The sequence below is a fragment of the Stenotrophomonas sp. Steno-Z1 genome, assembly GCF_056393175.1.
Window position 1 is genome coordinate 19,438 of record NZ_JBWJPB010000013.1, and the last position, 17,557, is coordinate 36,994.

Below are 17,557 nucleotides of genomic sequence, written 5' to 3' on the forward strand. Positions count from 1 at the left end.
GCTCAGGTGCCTGCCGCCAACTGCGCCAGTTCGTCGGCCTGGTGTTCGTGGATCAGCCGTTCGACCAGGGTGTCCAGCTCGCCGGCGATGATGTTCGGCAGGTCGTACAGGGTGAGGCCCTCCACGCGGTGGTCGGTGATCCGGCCCTGCGGGAAGCTGTAGGTGCGGATGCGCTGGCTGCGGTCGCCACTGCCCACCTGCAGGCGGCGGCTCTCGGCGGTGGCGGCGGCCTGCTTGCCGCGCTCGGCATCCAGCAGCTGCGCCTTCAGGCGCTTCATCGCCTTGTCGCGGTTGGCGTGCTGGCTGCGTTCGGTCTGGCATTCCACCACCACCCCGGACGGCACGTGGGTGATGCGGATCGCCGATTCGGTCTTGTTGACGTGCTGGCCACCGGCGCCGGATGAGCGGAACGTATCCACCTTCAGGTCGGCCGGGTTGATGACGATTTCATCGACCTCGTCGGCCTCGGGGATGATCGCCACGGTGGCCGCAGAGGTATGGATGCGGCCCTGCGATTCGGTGGCCGGCACGCGCTGCACGCGGTGCGTGCCCGACTCGAACTTCAGCTTGGAATAGGCACCACGGCCGACCACCCGGGCCACGATTTCCTTGTAGCCGCCGTGTTCGCCGGGGCTGTCCGACTCGACCTCCACCTTCCAGCCCTGGCGCTCGGCGTAGCGGGCGTACATGCGGAACAGGTCGCCGGCGAAGATCGCCGCTTCGTCGCCGCCGGTGCCGGCGCGCACTTCCAGGAAAAGGTTGCCGTCGTCGCGCGGATCGCGCGGCACCAGCAGCAGGGCCAGCTCCTGGTCCAAGTGCTGCAGTCGCTGCTGGGCGGCGGTGATTTCCTCTTCGGCCAGCTCGCGCAGGTCCGGATCGTTGCGCATGGCTTCGGCGGCGGCCAGGTCGGCCAGCGCACGGGCTTCATCGGCCAGCGCGGTGGCGATCGGCTGCAGCTGCGCGAATTCGCGCGAGAACGCGCGAAAACGGTCGTTGTCGCCGACCACGGCAGGGTCGGCAAGCAGGCGTTCGAGTTCTTCGCGGCGTTCGGCCAGCGCTTCCAGCTTACGGCGCAGGGTCGGCGTCATCAGTCTTCACGGCAGGATGTTGGTAACCCGGCTTGGCCGGGAACAGGCGCTCGGCGGCGCGGGTCAATTCAGTATCGCCGGTCAGCGCGGCCGCGCGCAGCGCGGCGGTAGGCGGGTGCAGCAGCCGGTTGGTCAGGCCATGCGCGAGCAGTTCCAGCACTTCCTCCGGCGATTTGCCGTGGGCCAGTTGCTGCCGGGCCTTGTCCAGCATTTCCACGCGGGTCGCTTCGCCATAGGCGCGCAGCTGCCGCAACGGGGCCTGGTGCGCGCTGGCCTGCAGCGTTTCCACGAAACGGGCCACCTGCAGCTCGATGATCGCTTCGGCCTCGGCGGCGGCCTCGCGGCGGCTGCGGCGGTTGTCCTCGACCGCGCGCTCCAGGTCGTCCACGGTGTACAGGAAGGCGTCCTGCAGCTCGCCGACGCCCGCCTCGATGTCACGCGGCACGGCCAGGTCGAACAGCAGCATCGGCTTGTGCTTGCGGGTCTTCAGCGCGGCCGCGACATGCGCCCGGGCGATGACCGGCTCGCGTGCCGCGGTGGCCGAGAACACCACGTCGGCCTCGCCCAGGTGGCGCTCCAGCTCGGTCAGCGGCAATGCCACGCCGCCATGGCGGCTGGCCAGGTCCTGCGCATGGGCGAGGGTGCGGTTGGCCACCAGCAGGCGGCGCACCTTGCCTTCGCTCAGGTGCCGGGCGGCCAGCTCGATGGTCTCGCCGGCGCCCACCAGCAGCACCGTGGAGTCTTCCAGGCGGGCAAAGGAGTTCTGCGCCAGGCGCACCGCGGTGGAGGCCACCGACACCGGGTTGGCGCCCACCCGGGTATCGGTGCGGGCGCGCTTGGCCACCGAGAAGGTCTGCTGGAACAGCCGGTCCAGGCGTTGACCGAGCAGGCCGTGGTCGCGCGCGGTCGCCCACGCGTCCTTGACCTGGCCCAGGATCTGCGGCTCGCCCAGCACCATGGAATCCAGCCCGGTGGCCACCCGGAACAGGTGGCGCACCGCGTCGGCGTCGGCGTGCTGGTAGAGGTAGCCGTGCAGCCCGCCGGCATGGGACTCCAGCCACTGCGCCAAGGCCTCGCCCGATTCGGCCACCGCGTACAGCTCGGTGCGGTTGCAGGTGGACAGCAGCACCGCCTCGGCTACCTGCGGCGTATCGCGCAACGACGCCAATGCCTGGGGCAGGGCGTCGCCGCCAAAGGAGGCGCGTTCGCGCAGTTCCACTGGCGCGGTCTGGTGATTCAGTCCGAGCACCCACAGGGTCATTGTTCAGTTGCTTGCGATAAGCTGCTGGCCATTCAAGTCGTCATTTTAAGGCCAGAAGCCCCCGATGCCCGCATTGATTCGCATCTCCAGCGTTCTGTTGCTGTCCCTGTCCGCGGCCAGCGCCCTGGCGGCCCCCGCCACGACGCCCGTCGCGCCTGCCCCCGGCAAGGCCAAGGTGGCCGAAACCGCGCCCCTCACCCCGGTGATGGCGGGCGAGTTCGCCCTGCAGGCCGGCAAGCTCGGTGACGCCGCGCGCTGGTACCTGGAGGCAGCCGAGGCCGGCACCGACGATGCCGGGCTGGCCGAGCGCGCCACCCGCATCGCCATGCTGGCCAACGATGACACCCGTGCCGCGCGCGCGCTGGCCCTGTGGGAGAAACGCGCCCCGCGTACGCTGGCCATGCGCAGCGCGGCCGCCGCGCTGGACATGCGCCAGGCCGATGTGAAGGCTGCGCGCGCCGAACTGGGCGTGATGCTAAAGGACCCGGACCCGCGCGGCTGGAAGTTCGCCATCGCCGCGCTGATCGGGGGCGGTCGCGATCCCGCCATCCCGGCGCAGGTGCTGGGCGGGCTGGTGGACGACAACGCCATCCCCGACCAGCTCGAGGTCTGGCAGGAGCTGGGCCGGCTGGCCATGCGCATGGACCGGCCCGACCTGGCCAAGCGCATGGTCGATGAAGTCGTCAAACGCTTCCCCAATGAGCCGCGCGTGGCGCTGTTGAATGCCAGCCAGCTAGCCCAGGCCGGCAAGGAAGACGAGGCTCGCGCCCTGCTGGTGGGCGTGGAGCCCAAGAGCCGCCAGGACCCGGAACTGCGCAATGCACTGGCCATCGCCTACGACAGCATGGGCGATGCCCGTTCGGCCGCGCGCGTGCTGGCGGTCGGCCCGCAGGACGTGCAGACCTGGGGCATGCGCGCCTCGCTGCTGGCCAAGCAGAAGGACGATGTCGCGCTGCTGGCCCTGTATACCGAACTGTCCAAACAGGCGGCCAAGCCGGACCCGGCCCAGCGTCTGCTGCTCGGCAAGATCGCCGAATACCTCAAGCGCCCGGCCGAGGCGGTGGACTGGTATCACAGCGTGCCCGGCGGCGAGGAGCTGGATGAGGCGCGCCTGCGCGCGGCCAACGCCCAGTACGATGCCGGTCGCCCGGACAAGGCCTTCGCCGAAGTGCATGCGATCCAGTCCGATGCCAGCGTCGACGACGAAGCGCGCCGCGACGCTTACCTGCTGGAGGCCGAGCTGCGCCAGCGCGGTGATGACCTGGCGGGTGAACTGGACGCGCTCGCACGCGGCCTGGCCGCCTACCCGGATGAGAGCGCCCTGCTGTATGCCCGCGCGCTGGCCTGGGAACGGCGCGACGACGTCCCGCGCGCCGAGGCCGACCTGCGCAAGATCCTGGTGACCGAGCCGGAAAACGTGGCCGCCTTGAATGCGCTGGGCTACACCCTGGCCGACCGCACCCAGCGTTATCAGGAAGCCCTGGAACTGATCGACCGCGCCCGCGTCGCCGAGCCGGACAACGCGGCCATCGTCGACAGCTACGGCTGGGTGCTTTACCGGCTGGGCCGCAATGAAGAAGCGCTGGTGCAACTGCGCCGTGCCTGGACCCTGGCCAAGGATGCCGAGATCGCCGCGCATGTCGGCGAAGTCCTGTGGGTGCTGGGACGCAAGGACGAGGCGCGGCGCTTCTTCGACGAGGCACGCAAGCTGGACCCTGACAACCGCGCCCTGCAGCGCGTGATCGAGAAGCACGGCGTATGAAGGTGACCCTGTTCAAGGCCGGCACCGCGCTGGCGATGGCCCTGGCGTTGGCTGGCTGCGTGTCGCTGGACGAGCGCAAGGCACCGGCCGCGCCGGCGGTGGTCAGCACCGTGTCGGCCGCGGCGGAGCGGGCGGAAGCGGCCCGCGTGGCCGCCGTTCGCGCGCAGTCGCAGTGGGCGTTCCAGGGCCGGGTCGCGGTCAACAAGGGCCGCAATGGCGGCAACGGCCGGATCGACTGGCAGCAGCAGGACCGCCAGTACGAGGTCGAGCTGAGCGCGCCGGTAACCCGGCAAAGCTGGAAGCTCACCGGCGACAGCCACCACGAGGGCGGGCGCCTGGAAGGCATGGAGGGCGGCACCCGCGAGGGCGAGGACGCCCAGCAGCTCCTGCTCGATGCCACCGGCTGGGACATCCCGGTCAACCAGTTGCCCGACTGGGTGCGCGGCCTGGTCGCCGGCGACACCGCCGCGGCCGCGCGCATCGAGCGCGACGGCGAGGGCCGCCCGCGCCGGGTCGAGCAGATGGGCTGGCAGGTCCAGTACCTGGACTGGTTCCCGGCTGAGGGCGATCGCCCGGTGCTGCCGCGCCGGATCGAGGCGGTCAACGGGGATGCCAAGGTGCGCCTGGTGGTCGACAGCTGGGTGCTGGGCAGCCCATGAGCGGCACGGACCTGAACGCGGGCTGGTCGACATGGCCGGCCCCGGCCAAGCTGAACCTGTTCCTGCACATCACCGGCCGGCGCGCCGACGGTTACCACCAGCTGCAGACCGTGTTCCGGCTGCTGGACTGGGGCGACCGGATCGGCCTGCGGGTGCGGGAGGATGGCGTCATTCACCGCGACGGACCGTCCGTGGCGGGCGTGGACGCGGCCGACGACTTGGCCGTGCGTGCCGCCGTGCTGTTGAAAAATGCCGCCAACGTCGCCCAAGGCGCTGACATCTGCGTCGAAAAGGTGATTCCGGCCGGTGGTGGGTTCGGCGGCGGTTCCTCCGACGCCGCGACCGTCCTGGTGGGTCTCAACACGTTGTGGAACGCCGGTCTGGACGTGGATGCGCTGGCGGCGTTGGGCCTGCAACTGGGCGCGGACGTGCCGGTGTTCGTACGCGGCCACAATGCCTGGGCCGAAGGCGTGGGCGAGCAGCTCACGGCAATCGCGCTGGCGCCGGCCTGGTTCGTGCTCGCCGATCCGGGCGTGCACGTGCCCACCCCGCGACTTTTTGCAGATCCGGATTTGACGCGAGACGCCCCAGTGGCGAAAATAGCGGACTTCGCTTCCGGGTCTTTGCTCGGGAATGCGTTCGAGCCGGTACTGCGCCGCCGCGAGCCTGCCGTAGAGGCAGTGCTTGCAACGTTGAGCAGGATCGGCCGGGCACGACTCACCGGGTCGGGAAGCGGTTGTTTCGTCGAGTTCGCCACGCGCGCTGCTGCAGAGCAGGGCCTGGCGCGGTTGCCGAAGGAACTGCGGGCATGGGTGGCTGCGGGCGTGGAGCGTTCGCCGTTGCTCGATGTACTCGAGCGTTATTGATTTTGATGCAGGGGCGTCGCCAAGAGGCCCAAGGCACCAGGTTTTGATCCTGGCATTCGGAGGTTCGAATCCTCCCGCCCCTGCCACTAGCGGATGTCAGCCGCGTTCCCATGCGCATGCCTGCGCGGGCACGGCCGATGTCTCGCGGTGTTGTCACCGCAGACACTCCAGGGTGCCGGCGGCCGAGTTCTCCAATCGCTCCCGCCCGAGACCGTCATGATGCAAGATCACCCCAACCTGCTGGTATTTTCCGGCAACGCCAACAAGCGCCTTGCGCAGAGCATCTGCAAGGAACTGGGGGTGCGGCCTGGCAAGGCGTTGGTGTCGCGCTTCTCCGATGGTGAAGTGCAGGTCGAGATCGAAGAAAACGTCCGCAAGCAGGACGTGTTCGTGATCCAGCCGACCTGCGCGCCCAGCGCGGAAAACCTGATGGAGCTGCTGGTGCTGATCGATGCGCTCAAGCGCGCCTCGGTCAACAGCGTCACCGCGGTGGTGCCGTATTTCGGCTACTCGCGCCAGGATCGCCGCATGCGCTCCTCGCGCGTGCCGATCACCGCCAAGGTGGCCGCCAAGATGTTCAGCGCCGTCGGCGCCGACCGGGTACTGACGGTGGATCTGCATGCCGACCAGATCCAGGGCTTCTTCGACATGCCGGTTGACAACGTGTATGCCTCGCCGCTGCTGCTCGCCGATATCTGGCGCGCTTACGGCACCGAGAACCTGATCGTGGTGTCGCCGGACGTGGGTGGCGTGGTGCGTGCGCGTGCGGTGGCCAAGCGCCTGGACGATGCCGACCTGGCGATCATCGACAAGCGCCGGCCGCGCGCCAACGTCTCCACCGTGATGAACATCATCGGTGACGTGGAAGGCAAGACCTGCGTGATGGTCGATGACATCGTCGACACCGCCGGCACCCTGTGTGCGGCTGCCGCAGCGCTGAAGGCGCGCGGCGCCCTCAAGGTGGCCGCGTACTGCACCCACGCCGTGCTCTCGGGCCCGGCGGTGGACAACATCAACAACTCCCAGCTCGACGAGCTGGTGGTGACCGACACCATCCCGCTGCGTGAAGAGGCGCGGGTGTGCAGCAAGATCCGCCAGCTCAGCGTGGCGGAGATGCTGGCCGAGACGATGCGCCGCATCGCCTTCGGCGAGTCGGTCAGCTCGCTGTACGTGGATTGATTTTTTCCGGCCACCGGCAACGGTGACCGGGTCCCGGGTACGTCTGGTCGCGGACGTGCCCTCAATCGCCAAGCCCTCCGGCAAGGCATCAACTGGTAGTAAATACAATGTCCAAGACCCATGAAATCAAGGTCACCGCTCGTGACGTGCAGGGCAAGGGTGCGAGCCGCCGCCTGCGTCACGCCGGCGTGATCCCGGCCGTCGTGTACGGCGGCGAAGCCGCGCCGATCAACATCAACCTGGACCACAACCAGATCTGGCTGGCCCAGCAGAACGAGTGGTTCTACTCGTCCATCCTGGACCTGAACCTGGACGGCCAGGTCACCAAGGTGCTGCTGCGTGACATGCAGCGCCACCCGTTCAAGCAGCTGATCATCCACCTGGATTTCCTGCGCGTGAACGAGAACGAGGCCCTGACCGCCAACGTCCCGCTGCACTTCGTCAACGAAGACACCTCGCCGGCTGGCAAGGCTGCCGACGTCGTGGTCACCCACGAACTGAAGGAAGTGACCGTTTCCTGCCTGCCGAAGGACCTGCCGGAGTCGATCGACGTCGACCTGGGCGAGCTGAAGGCTGGCGACGTGATCTACCTGTCGGACATCAAGCTGCCGAAGGGCGTTGAAATCCCGGCCCTGGCCCAGGGCAAGGACCATGACGACGCGATCGTCACCGCCAAGCACGGCAAGGAAGACGCTGCCGACGAAGCACCGGCTGCCGAGTAAGCGATTGCGGCGCCTGTCCCCCGGGGCAGGCGCCGTTTCTGTATGTGCCGGCACAGGGCCGGTACCGACGAAGAAGAGTGATGACAGGATTGCGATTGATCGTTGGTCTGGGCAACCCCGGACCCGAGCACGCCCAGACCCGGCACAATGCCGGGTTTCGTTTCATTGACGCCCTGGTCGCACAGGCCGGCGCGCGCTGGAGCGTGGACAGCAAGCTGTTCGGTGAGACCGCCAAGGTCGATATCGCCGGGCAGGCGGTGTGGCTGCTCAAGCCCGCCACCTTCATGAATCTCAGTGGCAAGTCGGTCACTGCCGCGCAGCGTTTCTGGAAGATCGAGCCGGAAGAAACCTTGCTGGCGCACGACGAACTGGACCTGCCGCCCGGCGTGGCACGGCTCAAGTTCGACGGCGGCCACGGCGGCCAGAACGGCCTGCGCGACACCATCCGCCTGCTGGGCCATGGCAGGTTCCACCGCCTGCGCATCGGCATCGGCCATCCCGGTCACAAGGACCGCGTGGTGCCGTGGGTGCTGGGCCGCGCGAGCAAGGATGACGATGTGCTGATCGGCCAGGCCATCGACGATGCGATCGACGTGCTGCCACTGGCAGTAGGCGGCGATTACAGTGAGGCGATGAAGCGCCTGCACACCCCGAAATAACCACGGTGTACCGACCCACGGTCGGTACCTACCACCCCCAGAGGCTGTCAAAGATGGGTATCAAATGCGGCATCGTCGGTCTGCCCAACGTCGGCAAATCGACCCTGTTCAACGCGCTGACCAAGGCGGGCATCGCCGCGGCCAACTTCCCGTTCTGCACGATTGAACCGAACGTCGGCATCGTGCCGGTGCCGGATCCGCGCCTGAACGAGCTGGCCGCGATCATCAACCCGCAGAAGGTCATCCCGACCGCGGTGGAGTTCGTCGACATCGCCGGCCTCGTTGCCGGTGCCGCCAGCGGGGAAGGCCTGGGCAACAAGTTCCTGGCCCACATCCGCGAAGTGGATGCGATCACCCACGTGGTGCGCTGCTTCGAGAACGCTGACGTCATTCACGTCAACAACAAGGTCGACCCGATCTCGGATATCGACACCATCGATACCGAGCTGGCCCTGGCCGATCTGGACAGCGTCGAGAAGGCGTTGAACCGCGCCGAACGCGCCGCCAAGGGCGGCGACAAGGAAGCGGCCGCGCGCAAGCCGGTGCTGGCCAAGCTGCAGGCCGCCCTGGCCGACGGCAAGGCCGGCCGCAGTGCCGGCCTGGACGAGGAAGAGAAGGCCCTGGTCCGCGACCTGTTCCTGCTCACCCTCAAGCCGGTGATGTACATCGCCAACGTGCTGGAAGACGGCTTCGAGAACAACCCGCACCTGGACGCCGTGCGCGCCCGCGCCGCCACCGAAGGCGCGCAGGTGGTGCCGGTGTCGGCGGCGATCGAGGAAGAGCTGTCCCAGCTCGACGACGAAGACCGCGACACCTTCCTGGCCGACCTCGGCCTGTCCGAGCCGGGCTTGAACCGCGTGATCTACGCCGCGTACCAGCTGTTGGGCCTGCAAACCTACTTCACCGCGGGCGTGAAGGAAGTGCGTGCCTGGACCGTGCGCAAGGGCGCCACCGCCCCGCAGGCTGCTGCGGTGATCCACACCGACTTCGAGAAGGGCTTCATCCGCGCCGAAACCATCGCGTACGACGACTTCATCAAGTACAAGGGCGAAGCCGGTGCCAAGGAAGCCGGGCGCCTGCGCCTGGAAGGCAAGGAATACCGTGTCCAGGAAGGCGACATCCTGCACTTCCGCTTCAACGTCTGATCGCATCGCCGGTCGATGCCCGCAACGCCCCGCCTTGAGCGGGGCGTTTGCGTTTGTGGCGCGCGATGCCCTGCGCTGGATAAAAAATCACCACTGCGGAAAACGCCCGGCAGGTGGGACTCTGCGCCACTTGTCCACAACAAATGCCCATCGCTCTCCACGCCCCATGTGGAAAACCCCGCCCGGTAGTGCCGACCGTTGGCCGGCAACCACGCGATGCTCCGCCGCAGACGAACTGGACAATAATTGACCAGACGTGGAAACCCTTGCCACGTACCGCTTACGCACGGTTGTCCACAACAAACCCCCATCGCTTTGCACGCGTGCTGTGGAAAACCGCGTCCACGCCTGGACAAAAAAACGCCACGCCCCGAAAACGTTGGCGTGGCTGGCTTGCACCGACTTGTCCACATCAAACCCCCACGGCTTTCCACGCGGGGTGTGGAAAAGCCGGTCGGGGGCGTTCGGCGTTGTGCCGCGCCGACCTTGGGCCGGCACCACCGGTGGCGCCCGCTTCCGGCCACATGGCCGGAAGCGGGCACGTCCTCACCAGCGGTAGGAAACGCCCAGCTGCGCGCTGGTATCGCGGTAACCCTGGCTGCCGGTCTGATGACCCAACTCGCCCCAGCCGCGCCAGCCACCGGCAAGGTTTACCTGCACGCCTGCCTTGGCCTCGTAGATGTCATCGGGCAGGTCGCGGCGGATCGACACGCCGTCCACCGCGATTGCCGACGCAGTGCCGCCGGACCACCAGTTGATCGCGACGAACGGATGCACATTGCCCTGCCGCTGGGTCAGCGCACGGGTATACAGGCGCGCCCCCAGCCGGGTGCTGGTGCCACCGGCGCGACGGCTTTCCACCTGCGTGCCATTGGCTTCGATGACCTGGTCGGCGTCGTAATGGTTGTGGACGACCTGCAACTGCGGTTCCAGGTACAGGCCGCGATCGGCGTTGCGCTGCAGCGGCAGGACGTAGCCCGCTTCCACCGAGCCACTCCAGTTGCGCGAACGATAGCGTTCCTCGGCCAGCCCCTCACCCTGCACCCGGTTGCGGAAGCGGCTGTACTGCACCCAGCTGTCCACATACGCGCCGCGCTGCATGTCGGCATCCTGCAGCCAGGTACCGTACGCGCCGACGCTGCTACCGGTGACCACGCCGCGCGCGGTGTACCCGGTCACCGTCGATACGGCATCACTGCTGGCGCGCCCGTGGCCTCCCATCAGCCCCAGTTGCAGCTGGCCGCCCGCATTGGCGGCAAGGTCGTGGCCAACGCCGACCATCAGGTTGTCGACGCGGCTGTCCACGCGGATCTGCTCGCCGCCGGCGTGGCGGTCCAGGTGGCCGCTGCGTACACGTGCCCACGCCAGCGCGCCGCGCGACCCAGCGGCGTCGACACGGGTACCCGGATCGCCGGCACGGTCGTGTAGGCTGTGCTGGAACATGCGCAGGGCGGCCGACTGGTTGGCCAGATAGATGGCCGGCTCCGGGCGTTCGACCTTGGGGCCCGGATCCACCGGATCAACCGGATCGACCGGGTCGACCGGGTCCGGCGTGGCGGGATCCACCGGGTCGACCGGCGCCACCGGATCGACTGGATCGACTGGATCGACTGGATCGACTGGATCGACCGGATCGACCGGTGGATCCACCGGCGCCACATATTCCGAGCGCAGGTACCAGTTGCCGTCATCCGGCGTGCGCACCCCGCCCTTGTACAGGAAGTAGTCATAGGCACCGGCCACGGCGCGGCCCTGCAGCGCGAACTGCGCGTCGGACTGGCCGGCCACACTGATCAGGCGGATACCTTCGCTGGTGAGGGCCCCGGCGCCACCGGCATTGTCCACCCGCACGGTCGCGGTGCCGCTGCTGTTGCCCTGGATCACCAGCGCATCGCCCGCCGAGCCGTCATCGCCCAGCTGGCGATTCATCACCCACGTGCCGCCATTGCCGACGTAGTCGCCGGTGATGGTCAGGGTCTTGAAGTCGCCCTGCGTGGGTGCGACGAACGCAATGGTGCCCGCGTGCTGCAGCGTACCCACGGTGGAGTCGCCGCGCAGGTTCCAGCGGCTGCTGTCATCCAGCGACAGCGACGCCACGTGGAAGCCGCTGTCGCCGCGCAATGCGCCGGTCAGCACGCTGGCGTTGGCCAGCGTCATCTGCACGTTGGCGGTGGCGCTGTCCACCACGACATCGCCGGTCAGGCGGCTGTTGTCGGCGTTGAAAAGAATGTCGGAGGTCGCCACCGAGCTGCCATCGGTGAACACGGTATCGCTGACCCGCAACAGCCGGCCATCGTCCACGCTGCCGGCCTGTCGCGCGACCACGTCGGTGTTGACGAGCGTCAGCGCGTGATTGCTGCCCTGCAGCCACAGCGCGGGACCGTCTTCGGTCTGCAGATGGCTGTTGTTGAAGGTCAGGCGGTCCCAGTGCGGGCCGAACACGGTGATGTAGGAGCGGTAGGCACCGCTGCCTGCGCCCTTGGCATGGATGCTCAGGGTGTCCGCAGTGAGCTGTGCGGTGTTCATCTGCACGATGCCGAATGCCGCATTGCCCAGCACGGTGATGTGGCCGTCCTCAAGCTGCGCGTCGGCCGTGCTGCCACCCAGGAACACGCCGCCACCGCCGTTGCCGTAGGTGGTGATGTCCAAGCCCTTGGCGCGGATGCGCGAATACGCCGTGGGCGGATTGCTGCCCGACGCACGCAGGCCGTAGACGCCGTCACCGTGTGTGTCGATGCTGCCGCCGGTCATTGTCGCGGTGCCGCCCCAGACGTCCACGCCATGGCCGTAGCCGTTGGTGCCATAGGTGCTGATCACCGTATCGGTCAGATCGGCCAACGAGGCGGCGCTGGACAACCACAGCCCCGACTGGCCATCGCGCACGGTGAAATGTGCGCCGTTGGCGGTGAGCCTGCCCCAGTCGTTGACGTTGACGCCGTAGCCGCCGGTGGTATCGAACGTTCCGCCGGTTATCTCGGCCGATGCGTAAATCCCCTTGGTCCGGTTGCCGAGCAGGCGGACGCTGCCGCCGTTGGTGGTGGCGCTGCCGCCGTTGATGCGCAGCAGGCCACCTTCGCTGATGTCGAAGTAGCCGTTGACCACGTCCACATCGGTCAGGGACAGCACGCTGCCGGTGCCGCTGGACGACAGGCGGCCGCTGTAACCGTTGTTGCCCGGGGCAAAACTGAGCTGCAGCGATTCCATCGCCAGCAGCGCGCCGCCTTCGGCATACACCGCGCTGTTGCCACCGTTGTTGATCTCGGTGCCGGTGACGTGCAGCTCGCTGCCGCTGCCGGTGGCGTACAGCGCATGCCCGCCGCTGCTGACGCGGCCGCCGGTCAGCCAGACCTTGCCGCCGCTGGTGGCATTGACCGTGCCGTAACCGGAGCCGTTGCGATATGCATCGATGACCAGGTTGTTGGCGCGGATCACGCTGCCCGCGCCGCTGGCATTCAAGGCATAGCCTACGCTGGCGCTACCGTCGCCCAGTTGGATGTGGCCGCCCTCGATCTGCACGCTGCCGCCGGCCAGGACACCGATTCCGCTGCCATTGCCGGTCACGCGCAGGTCCAGGTCGGTGGCGTGCAGCGTGGCGTCCCGACCGGTTACGGTCACCGCGTAGCTGCTGCCGGTGTGCAGCACGCTGTCACCGCTGGCCAGGTCGAGCGACTCGCCTGCGTTGACCGTGATCGGCGCGGTGTAGTCCAGCGCGCTGGCAGGCAGGGCCGCCAGCAGTGCCGCGCCGAGCGCGATCCGGGTCGGCAGTCCGGCGCGGACCGCGGGCGTCGTCACGGACACCGTGCCACGCTGCCGTGCAAGTTCGGACACCACCTTGCAGCGTCCATTCACGGGGTCCCGCACCAACCGGTAGATTCTGTTCATCCTGCTTCTTCTCGTCGCAAGGCAGCCGCCCGGCGTGGGCCAGACGGATCTGCAGACCATGTCGATCGCCGTCGGCGACCACCGTCGCGGCGTCAACGGCACAGGCCGGCAACGCCGCATGGCGACAAGGCGCGGGGGAGGGGGCAGATGGCAGCGCCATCGCCGCGACACGCGGGGGCGTGCATCTGGGGCGTCCTTGAAGCCATACCGGCGCGACCACTGCGCTGCCGGTATGCACAGGCTAGGCAGTGGCCGCCACGGGCGACATCAGGCGATCCCTAAAATGGGCGGCGGCCGGCGGCGTGGTTGGCCCGGCAGTCAGTGAACGCGGCAGGCGGCCGCGGTGCCCCCCGGCCCCGGGCAGGCCCTGCGCCTGCTCAGTTGAACAGGTCCGAGGACAGGCAGAAGGTGATCAGCTCCTGGTCGGTTTTGACGCCGAGCTTGCGCATCGCGTTGACCTTCTGGGTGCTGACGGTCTTGCCGCTGCGGTTCAGGCGCCTGGCGATGTCGCCCACGCTCTGGCCGTTGGCGAACAGCCGGATCACCTCGAACTCGCGCGGGGACAGCAGCGAGGCCGAAGAGGCGTCGCCGGCCTCGGGCAGGGCCTCCTCGCGGGGCAGGTCCGGCGAGCGGTACACGCGCTGGGCCAGCAACGCGGACAGGGCCACGTTGAGTTCCTTGAGGTCGCCGCTCTTGCGCACCACGCCGCTGGCGCCGGCCCGGTACATCTCGGCGATGATCGACGGATTGGAGACCATGGTCAGAATCAACACCTGCACATCGGGGAAGTTGCGCAGCAGGTAGGAGATCAGCTTGATGCCATCGCCGAGGGCGTCATCGCCGGGCATGTTGTAGTCGGTGATGACGATGTCCGGTGCCAGCGTCTGCATCAACTCGACCAGCGCCGCCGGGCTCTGCGCCTGGCCGACCACCTCCAGGCGCGAGTCGCCGTCGATGACATCGCGGATGCCGGCCAGCACGATCGGGTGGTCATCGGCAATGACGATCTTGGTCTTCATGCGTGTTCTCGGCACCGGCAGGAGCAAAACTCAGGGAACATCGGTGGCCTCCGGCGGCGAGCGTTCCAGCCGCACCAGCGCCCGTTCCAGTTCAACCAGGAAGGCCTCCGCTGCCGCGCTGCACGCCATTACCGTTGCGCCGGCGGCGATTCTATCTTCGATCACCTGGGCGACGTCGACCAGGCGTTGCGCCGAGACCATCACCAACGCCCCGCGGATGCGATGCAGCATCTGCCGCACCTCGTTGGCCTGGTTGCGTTCAACGGCCGCAGACAGACCCTGCAGGTCGTTGCGCATGGTGGTCAGGAACAGCGCGCGCAGGTGGTCGGAGACGACAAGCGTATCGACCGGCACATCGCGGGGCGGTGGAAGGTCTACCGCGGTCGGGGCGATCGGCCCGGCCAACCCACTGAGCTGGCGGTACAGCGCCTGCAGCGAGATCGGCTTGACCAGGCAACTGTCCATGCCGGCGCTGCGACAGCGCTCGCGCTCTTCCGGTGCGGCATTGGCGGTGGCGCCGATGATCGGCACGCGCACGCCGTCCGCACGCAGCCGGCGGGTGAGGGCATAGCCATCGATGTGCGGCATGTTGACGTCGGTAAGCACCGCGTCGAAGCGCCGTTGTGCCCAGTAGCCCAGTGCTTCGTCGCCATCGCTGGCCACCACCGCATGGCAGCCCAGCTGTTCCAGCTGTTCGCGCAGGATCATCTGGTTGATCGGGTTGTCCTCGGCGACCAGGACGTGCAGCCCGAGTCGACGGAACTGCGGCGCCGCGGTCGGCGCCTGCCGAGGCGCATCGCCCCCCATCGCCATCAGCAGTGCGTCCACCATGGCATCCAGGTTGTGCATGGACACCTCCCAGCGCCCGTCGATCCGCTCGGGATGGTCACCGCCATCGGTCCTGGCCACCACGTGCGGCCCGCTCCAGCCCGGGTCGTGTTCGTCCAGCAGCACGTCCAGCAAGGGGGTATGCGTGCTGAAGTTCTGCGCCGATTCGCTGTGGTAGACCTGTGCGGCGGCGCCACGCTGACGCAGGCGCTCGCACAGGTTGTCGGCCAGTTCGCGCGATGGCGAGCGCACGTAGACCACGTCGTGCCCGTCGAAGCCCGGACGCTGCTCGGCGAGGGCGGGGCTTTCGTCCAGCGGCAGGTCGAAGCTGAAACTGCTGCCCAGCCCGCTGTCGCTGACCACCCGCAGTTCACCGCCCATCAACTCCACCAGGTGCGCGCTGATCGCCAGCCCCAGGCCAGTGCCGCGCATGGCATCGGTGCCCGGATTGGCCTGGTAGAACGGCTCGAACAGCCGCGCCTGGTGTTCCTGCTGGATGCCGATGCCGGTGTCGGCCACCTGCCAGCTCAGCCGCGGCAATGCCCCTGTCGCGTCCACCGCACGCAGGCGCACGACGATACGGCCGGCGTCGGTGAACTTGATCGCGTTGCTGATCAGGTTGTTGAGCACCTGCCGGATGCGCGCGGCATCGCCGATCACCAGTGCTGGCACATTGCCGTCGATGCAGGCATACAGCTGCAGGCGCTTGCGCGTGGCCGAACCGGCATACGAGCGCAGTACTTCCTCGGTCAATCCGGCCGGACAGAACGCGACCGGTTCCAGGACCAGCTGCCCGGCCTCGGCCTTGGATACGTCCAGGATGTCGCTGATCAACTGCATCAGCGTGGAGGAAGAGCGCTGGATGGTGCCCACGTATTCCTGCTGGCGGCTGTCCAGCGGGGTCAGTCCGAGCAGCTCCAGCGTGCCCAGCACACCGTACAGCGGCGTGCGGATTTCATGGCTCATGGTGGCCAGGAACAGACTCTTGGCCCGGTTGGCCTGGTCGGCGGCCACGCGCGCCTGCTCCCGCTCGGCGTCGTGCTGGGCGGTGAGGTCGATGAACAGGCACAGCATCACCGGCTCGCGGCGGTAGCGTGCAGCGGTGACGGTCACCAGGAGGTGGCGTCCGTCGGGCGTGGTGTAGGGCCGCGTGGCCGGGCGCTGGGTCTCCGCGTCGGCCCACGCATCGTCGCGCCAGCCGCCATGCCAGCCGGGTGCGTCGGGCGACTCGCCCAGCCAGTTGCGCGCCAGGGCATTCTCCAGGATCACCTGGCCGTCGCGCTGGCGCAGCAGACACAGACCGATGGGGGCCGCGTCCAGCACGGTGCGGCTGAACGCTTCGCTCTCCAGCAGACGCTCATGATTCTCGCGCAGCGGGACCAGCACCGAGCGCCGATAGCTGCGCAGCACCAGCACGCCCCCGAGCGCCAGCAGCAGCGCGGCGATCACGCTGCCGATCAGCGGCCCGCGGGGATGGCTGAGAAGACGTGCCCAGCGCACCTGGTACACGGCCTGCCAGCCGTCGCTGGTTCGCATGCGGTAGACCACGCCGTCACGGGTGAAGCTGCGCTGCGCGCCGCTGCCCTCCAGGTGTGGGCCGTGCACCGGTCGACCGTTCGGGTCGATGATGGACAACTGGTCGTAGATCGTCTCGCCCAGCAGCTGACGACGGTCGTCCAGGCGCGTCAGGTCCAGCAGGCAGGCGATCGCCGGCATGGCCCGGGCGTCCGTATCGCCCCACGCGCCGATGTCCTGCGGTGCCTGCGCGATCGACAGCAGGCGGTTGTTGCCATCGCCGGGATCGCGCTGGAACCAGCGCACATCGCCACGCTGCAGCGAGACACTGGCTGCCACCGCGTGGATGTAGTGCAGGAGCGCCTGCATCGACGCCGACGCGGGCCGCACCGGATCGATGTCGTCCACCGTGAGCGGCACCAGCAATCCCGCCGTGCCTTCGCCGCTGACCAGCAGGCAGCGCGGCGAGGGGTACAGCGATTCCGCCCAGAACGCGCCATAGAACCCCGAGAATCGCCCGCCCAGCGCCGATGCCGTGGGCGGTGGCGGCGTCTGGTCGTGCAGTACCGAGAACGGGATATAGGCCCGTGCCGGATTGGCGGCCTCCACGCTGCCCGACAGTGGCTGGCCGTGGACGGTTCCCGGTGGACCGCCGGGCAGCGCTGCGCGCTCGTGATCATGGGCGCGCCAGCGCCGCATGAAGCGCTCCTGTTCCTGCAGCGCGCCATCCAGGCGGCGGAAGTGGAACTCGATCTTGTCCTGTTCTTCGCGCAGCAACTGCAGCGTGGTCGACAGCACCAGCCCGGCCTGGATCGTGGCCAGGACGATCACGCCGATCAGCAGCGCATGGACGCGCAGCGAACGGCGGGCGAGCTGGCGGATGGGTGCGGCCTCGGGCATGGAATCCCCTTCTGGTGGTGGCAGCGTAGCGCGGGGGCAGCGCGATGCTGCATGCCCCCGCGATCGTCGACC

Annotated in this window: 12 protein-coding genes and 1 tRNA gene; 8 read left to right on the top strand and 5 right to left on the bottom strand. The window is 68.3% G+C overall.

From position 1 onward, the window contains the following. Positions 1 to 2: 2 nt before the first annotated feature. Together prfA and hemA are read right to left on the bottom strand one after the other, a co-directional pair. Positions 3 to 1,088, bottom strand: coding sequence for a peptide chain release factor 1 (prfA, locus tag AC06FD_RS20035; protein ID WP_259209013.1), 1,086 nt, complete (start codon positions 1,086 to 1,088; stop codon positions 3 to 5). After that, positions 1,066 to 2,349, bottom strand: a complete 1,284-nt coding sequence (gene hemA / locus AC06FD_RS20040) for a glutamyl-tRNA reductase (protein ID WP_259209011.1) — start codon at positions 2,347 to 2,349, stop codon at positions 1,066 to 1,068. The genes prfA and hemA overlap by 23 nt, the downstream gene beginning before the upstream one ends. Positions 2,350 to 2,413: 64 nt before the next feature. Between hemA and AC06FD_RS20045 the strand changes: the two genes are divergently transcribed. The 8 genes from AC06FD_RS20045 to ychF all read left to right on the top strand — a co-directional run bounded on the left by AC06FD_RS20045 (position 2,414) and on the right by ychF (position 9,341). Beyond that, positions 2,414 to 4,111: a tetratricopeptide repeat protein gene (locus AC06FD_RS20045; RefSeq protein ID WP_478078707.1), complete on the top strand. Its 1,698-nt coding sequence runs from the start codon at positions 2,414 to 2,416 to the stop codon at positions 4,109 to 4,111. Then, positions 4,108 to 4,770, top strand: coding sequence for a lipoprotein insertase outer membrane protein LolB (gene lolB / locus AC06FD_RS20050; protein WP_478078708.1), 663 nt, complete (start codon positions 4,108 to 4,110; stop codon positions 4,768 to 4,770). The genes AC06FD_RS20045 and lolB overlap by 4 nt, the downstream gene beginning before the upstream one ends. Continuing rightward, on the top strand, positions 4,767 to 5,636 hold the full coding sequence (ispE, locus tag AC06FD_RS20055) for a 4-(cytidine 5'-diphospho)-2-C-methyl-D-erythritol kinase (protein WP_478078709.1): 870 nt from the start codon (positions 4,767 to 4,769) through the stop codon (positions 5,634 to 5,636). Before lolB ends, ispE begins: the two co-directional genes overlap by 4 nt. Before the next feature lie 9 nt (positions 5,637 to 5,645). Next, positions 5,646 to 5,722: transfer RNA gene (locus AC06FD_RS20060), tRNA-Gln, on the top strand. A 133-nt stretch (positions 5,723 to 5,855) separates the two neighbouring features. Next, on the top strand, positions 5,856 to 6,815 hold the full coding sequence (locus tag AC06FD_RS20065; protein ID WP_038692467.1) for a ribose-phosphate diphosphokinase: 960 nt from the start codon (positions 5,856 to 5,858) through the stop codon (positions 6,813 to 6,815). Positions 6,816 to 6,922: 107 nt separating this feature from the next. Then, a complete protein-coding gene (locus AC06FD_RS20070; RefSeq protein WP_259208999.1) occupies positions 6,923 to 7,537 on the top strand; it encodes a 50S ribosomal protein L25/general stress protein Ctc in 615 nt (204 codons plus the stop codon). 80 nt (positions 7,538 to 7,617) lie between these two features. Next, a complete protein-coding gene (pth, locus tag AC06FD_RS20075) occupies positions 7,618 to 8,196 on the top strand; it encodes an aminoacyl-tRNA hydrolase (protein WP_259208997.1) in 579 nt (192 codons plus the stop codon). Between the two features lie 53 nt (positions 8,197 to 8,249). Further along, a complete protein-coding gene (gene ychF / locus AC06FD_RS20080) occupies positions 8,250 to 9,341 on the top strand; it encodes a redox-regulated ATPase YchF (RefSeq protein ID WP_259208995.1) in 1,092 nt (363 codons plus the stop codon). Between the two features lie 546 nt (positions 9,342 to 9,887). On the opposite strand, the gene AC06FD_RS20085 is transcribed toward ychF, so the two are convergent. From AC06FD_RS20085 to AC06FD_RS20095, 3 genes are all read right to left on the bottom strand, one after another. Further along, positions 9,888 to 13,169: an autotransporter outer membrane beta-barrel domain-containing protein gene (locus AC06FD_RS20085; RefSeq protein WP_478078710.1), complete on the bottom strand. Its 3,282-nt coding sequence runs from the start codon at positions 13,167 to 13,169 to the stop codon at positions 9,888 to 9,890. 431 nt (positions 13,170 to 13,600) lie between these two features. Further along, positions 13,601 to 14,242, bottom strand: a complete 642-nt coding sequence (locus tag AC06FD_RS20090; protein WP_259208992.1) for a response regulator — start codon at positions 14,240 to 14,242, stop codon at positions 13,601 to 13,603. A 30-nt stretch (positions 14,243 to 14,272) separates the two neighbouring features. Next, complete coding sequence (locus AC06FD_RS20095; RefSeq protein WP_478078711.1) at positions 14,273 to 17,485, bottom strand: hybrid sensor histidine kinase/response regulator; 3,213 nt, start codon at positions 17,483 to 17,485, stop codon at positions 14,273 to 14,275. Between the last annotated feature and the right edge of the window lie 72 nt (positions 17,486 to 17,557).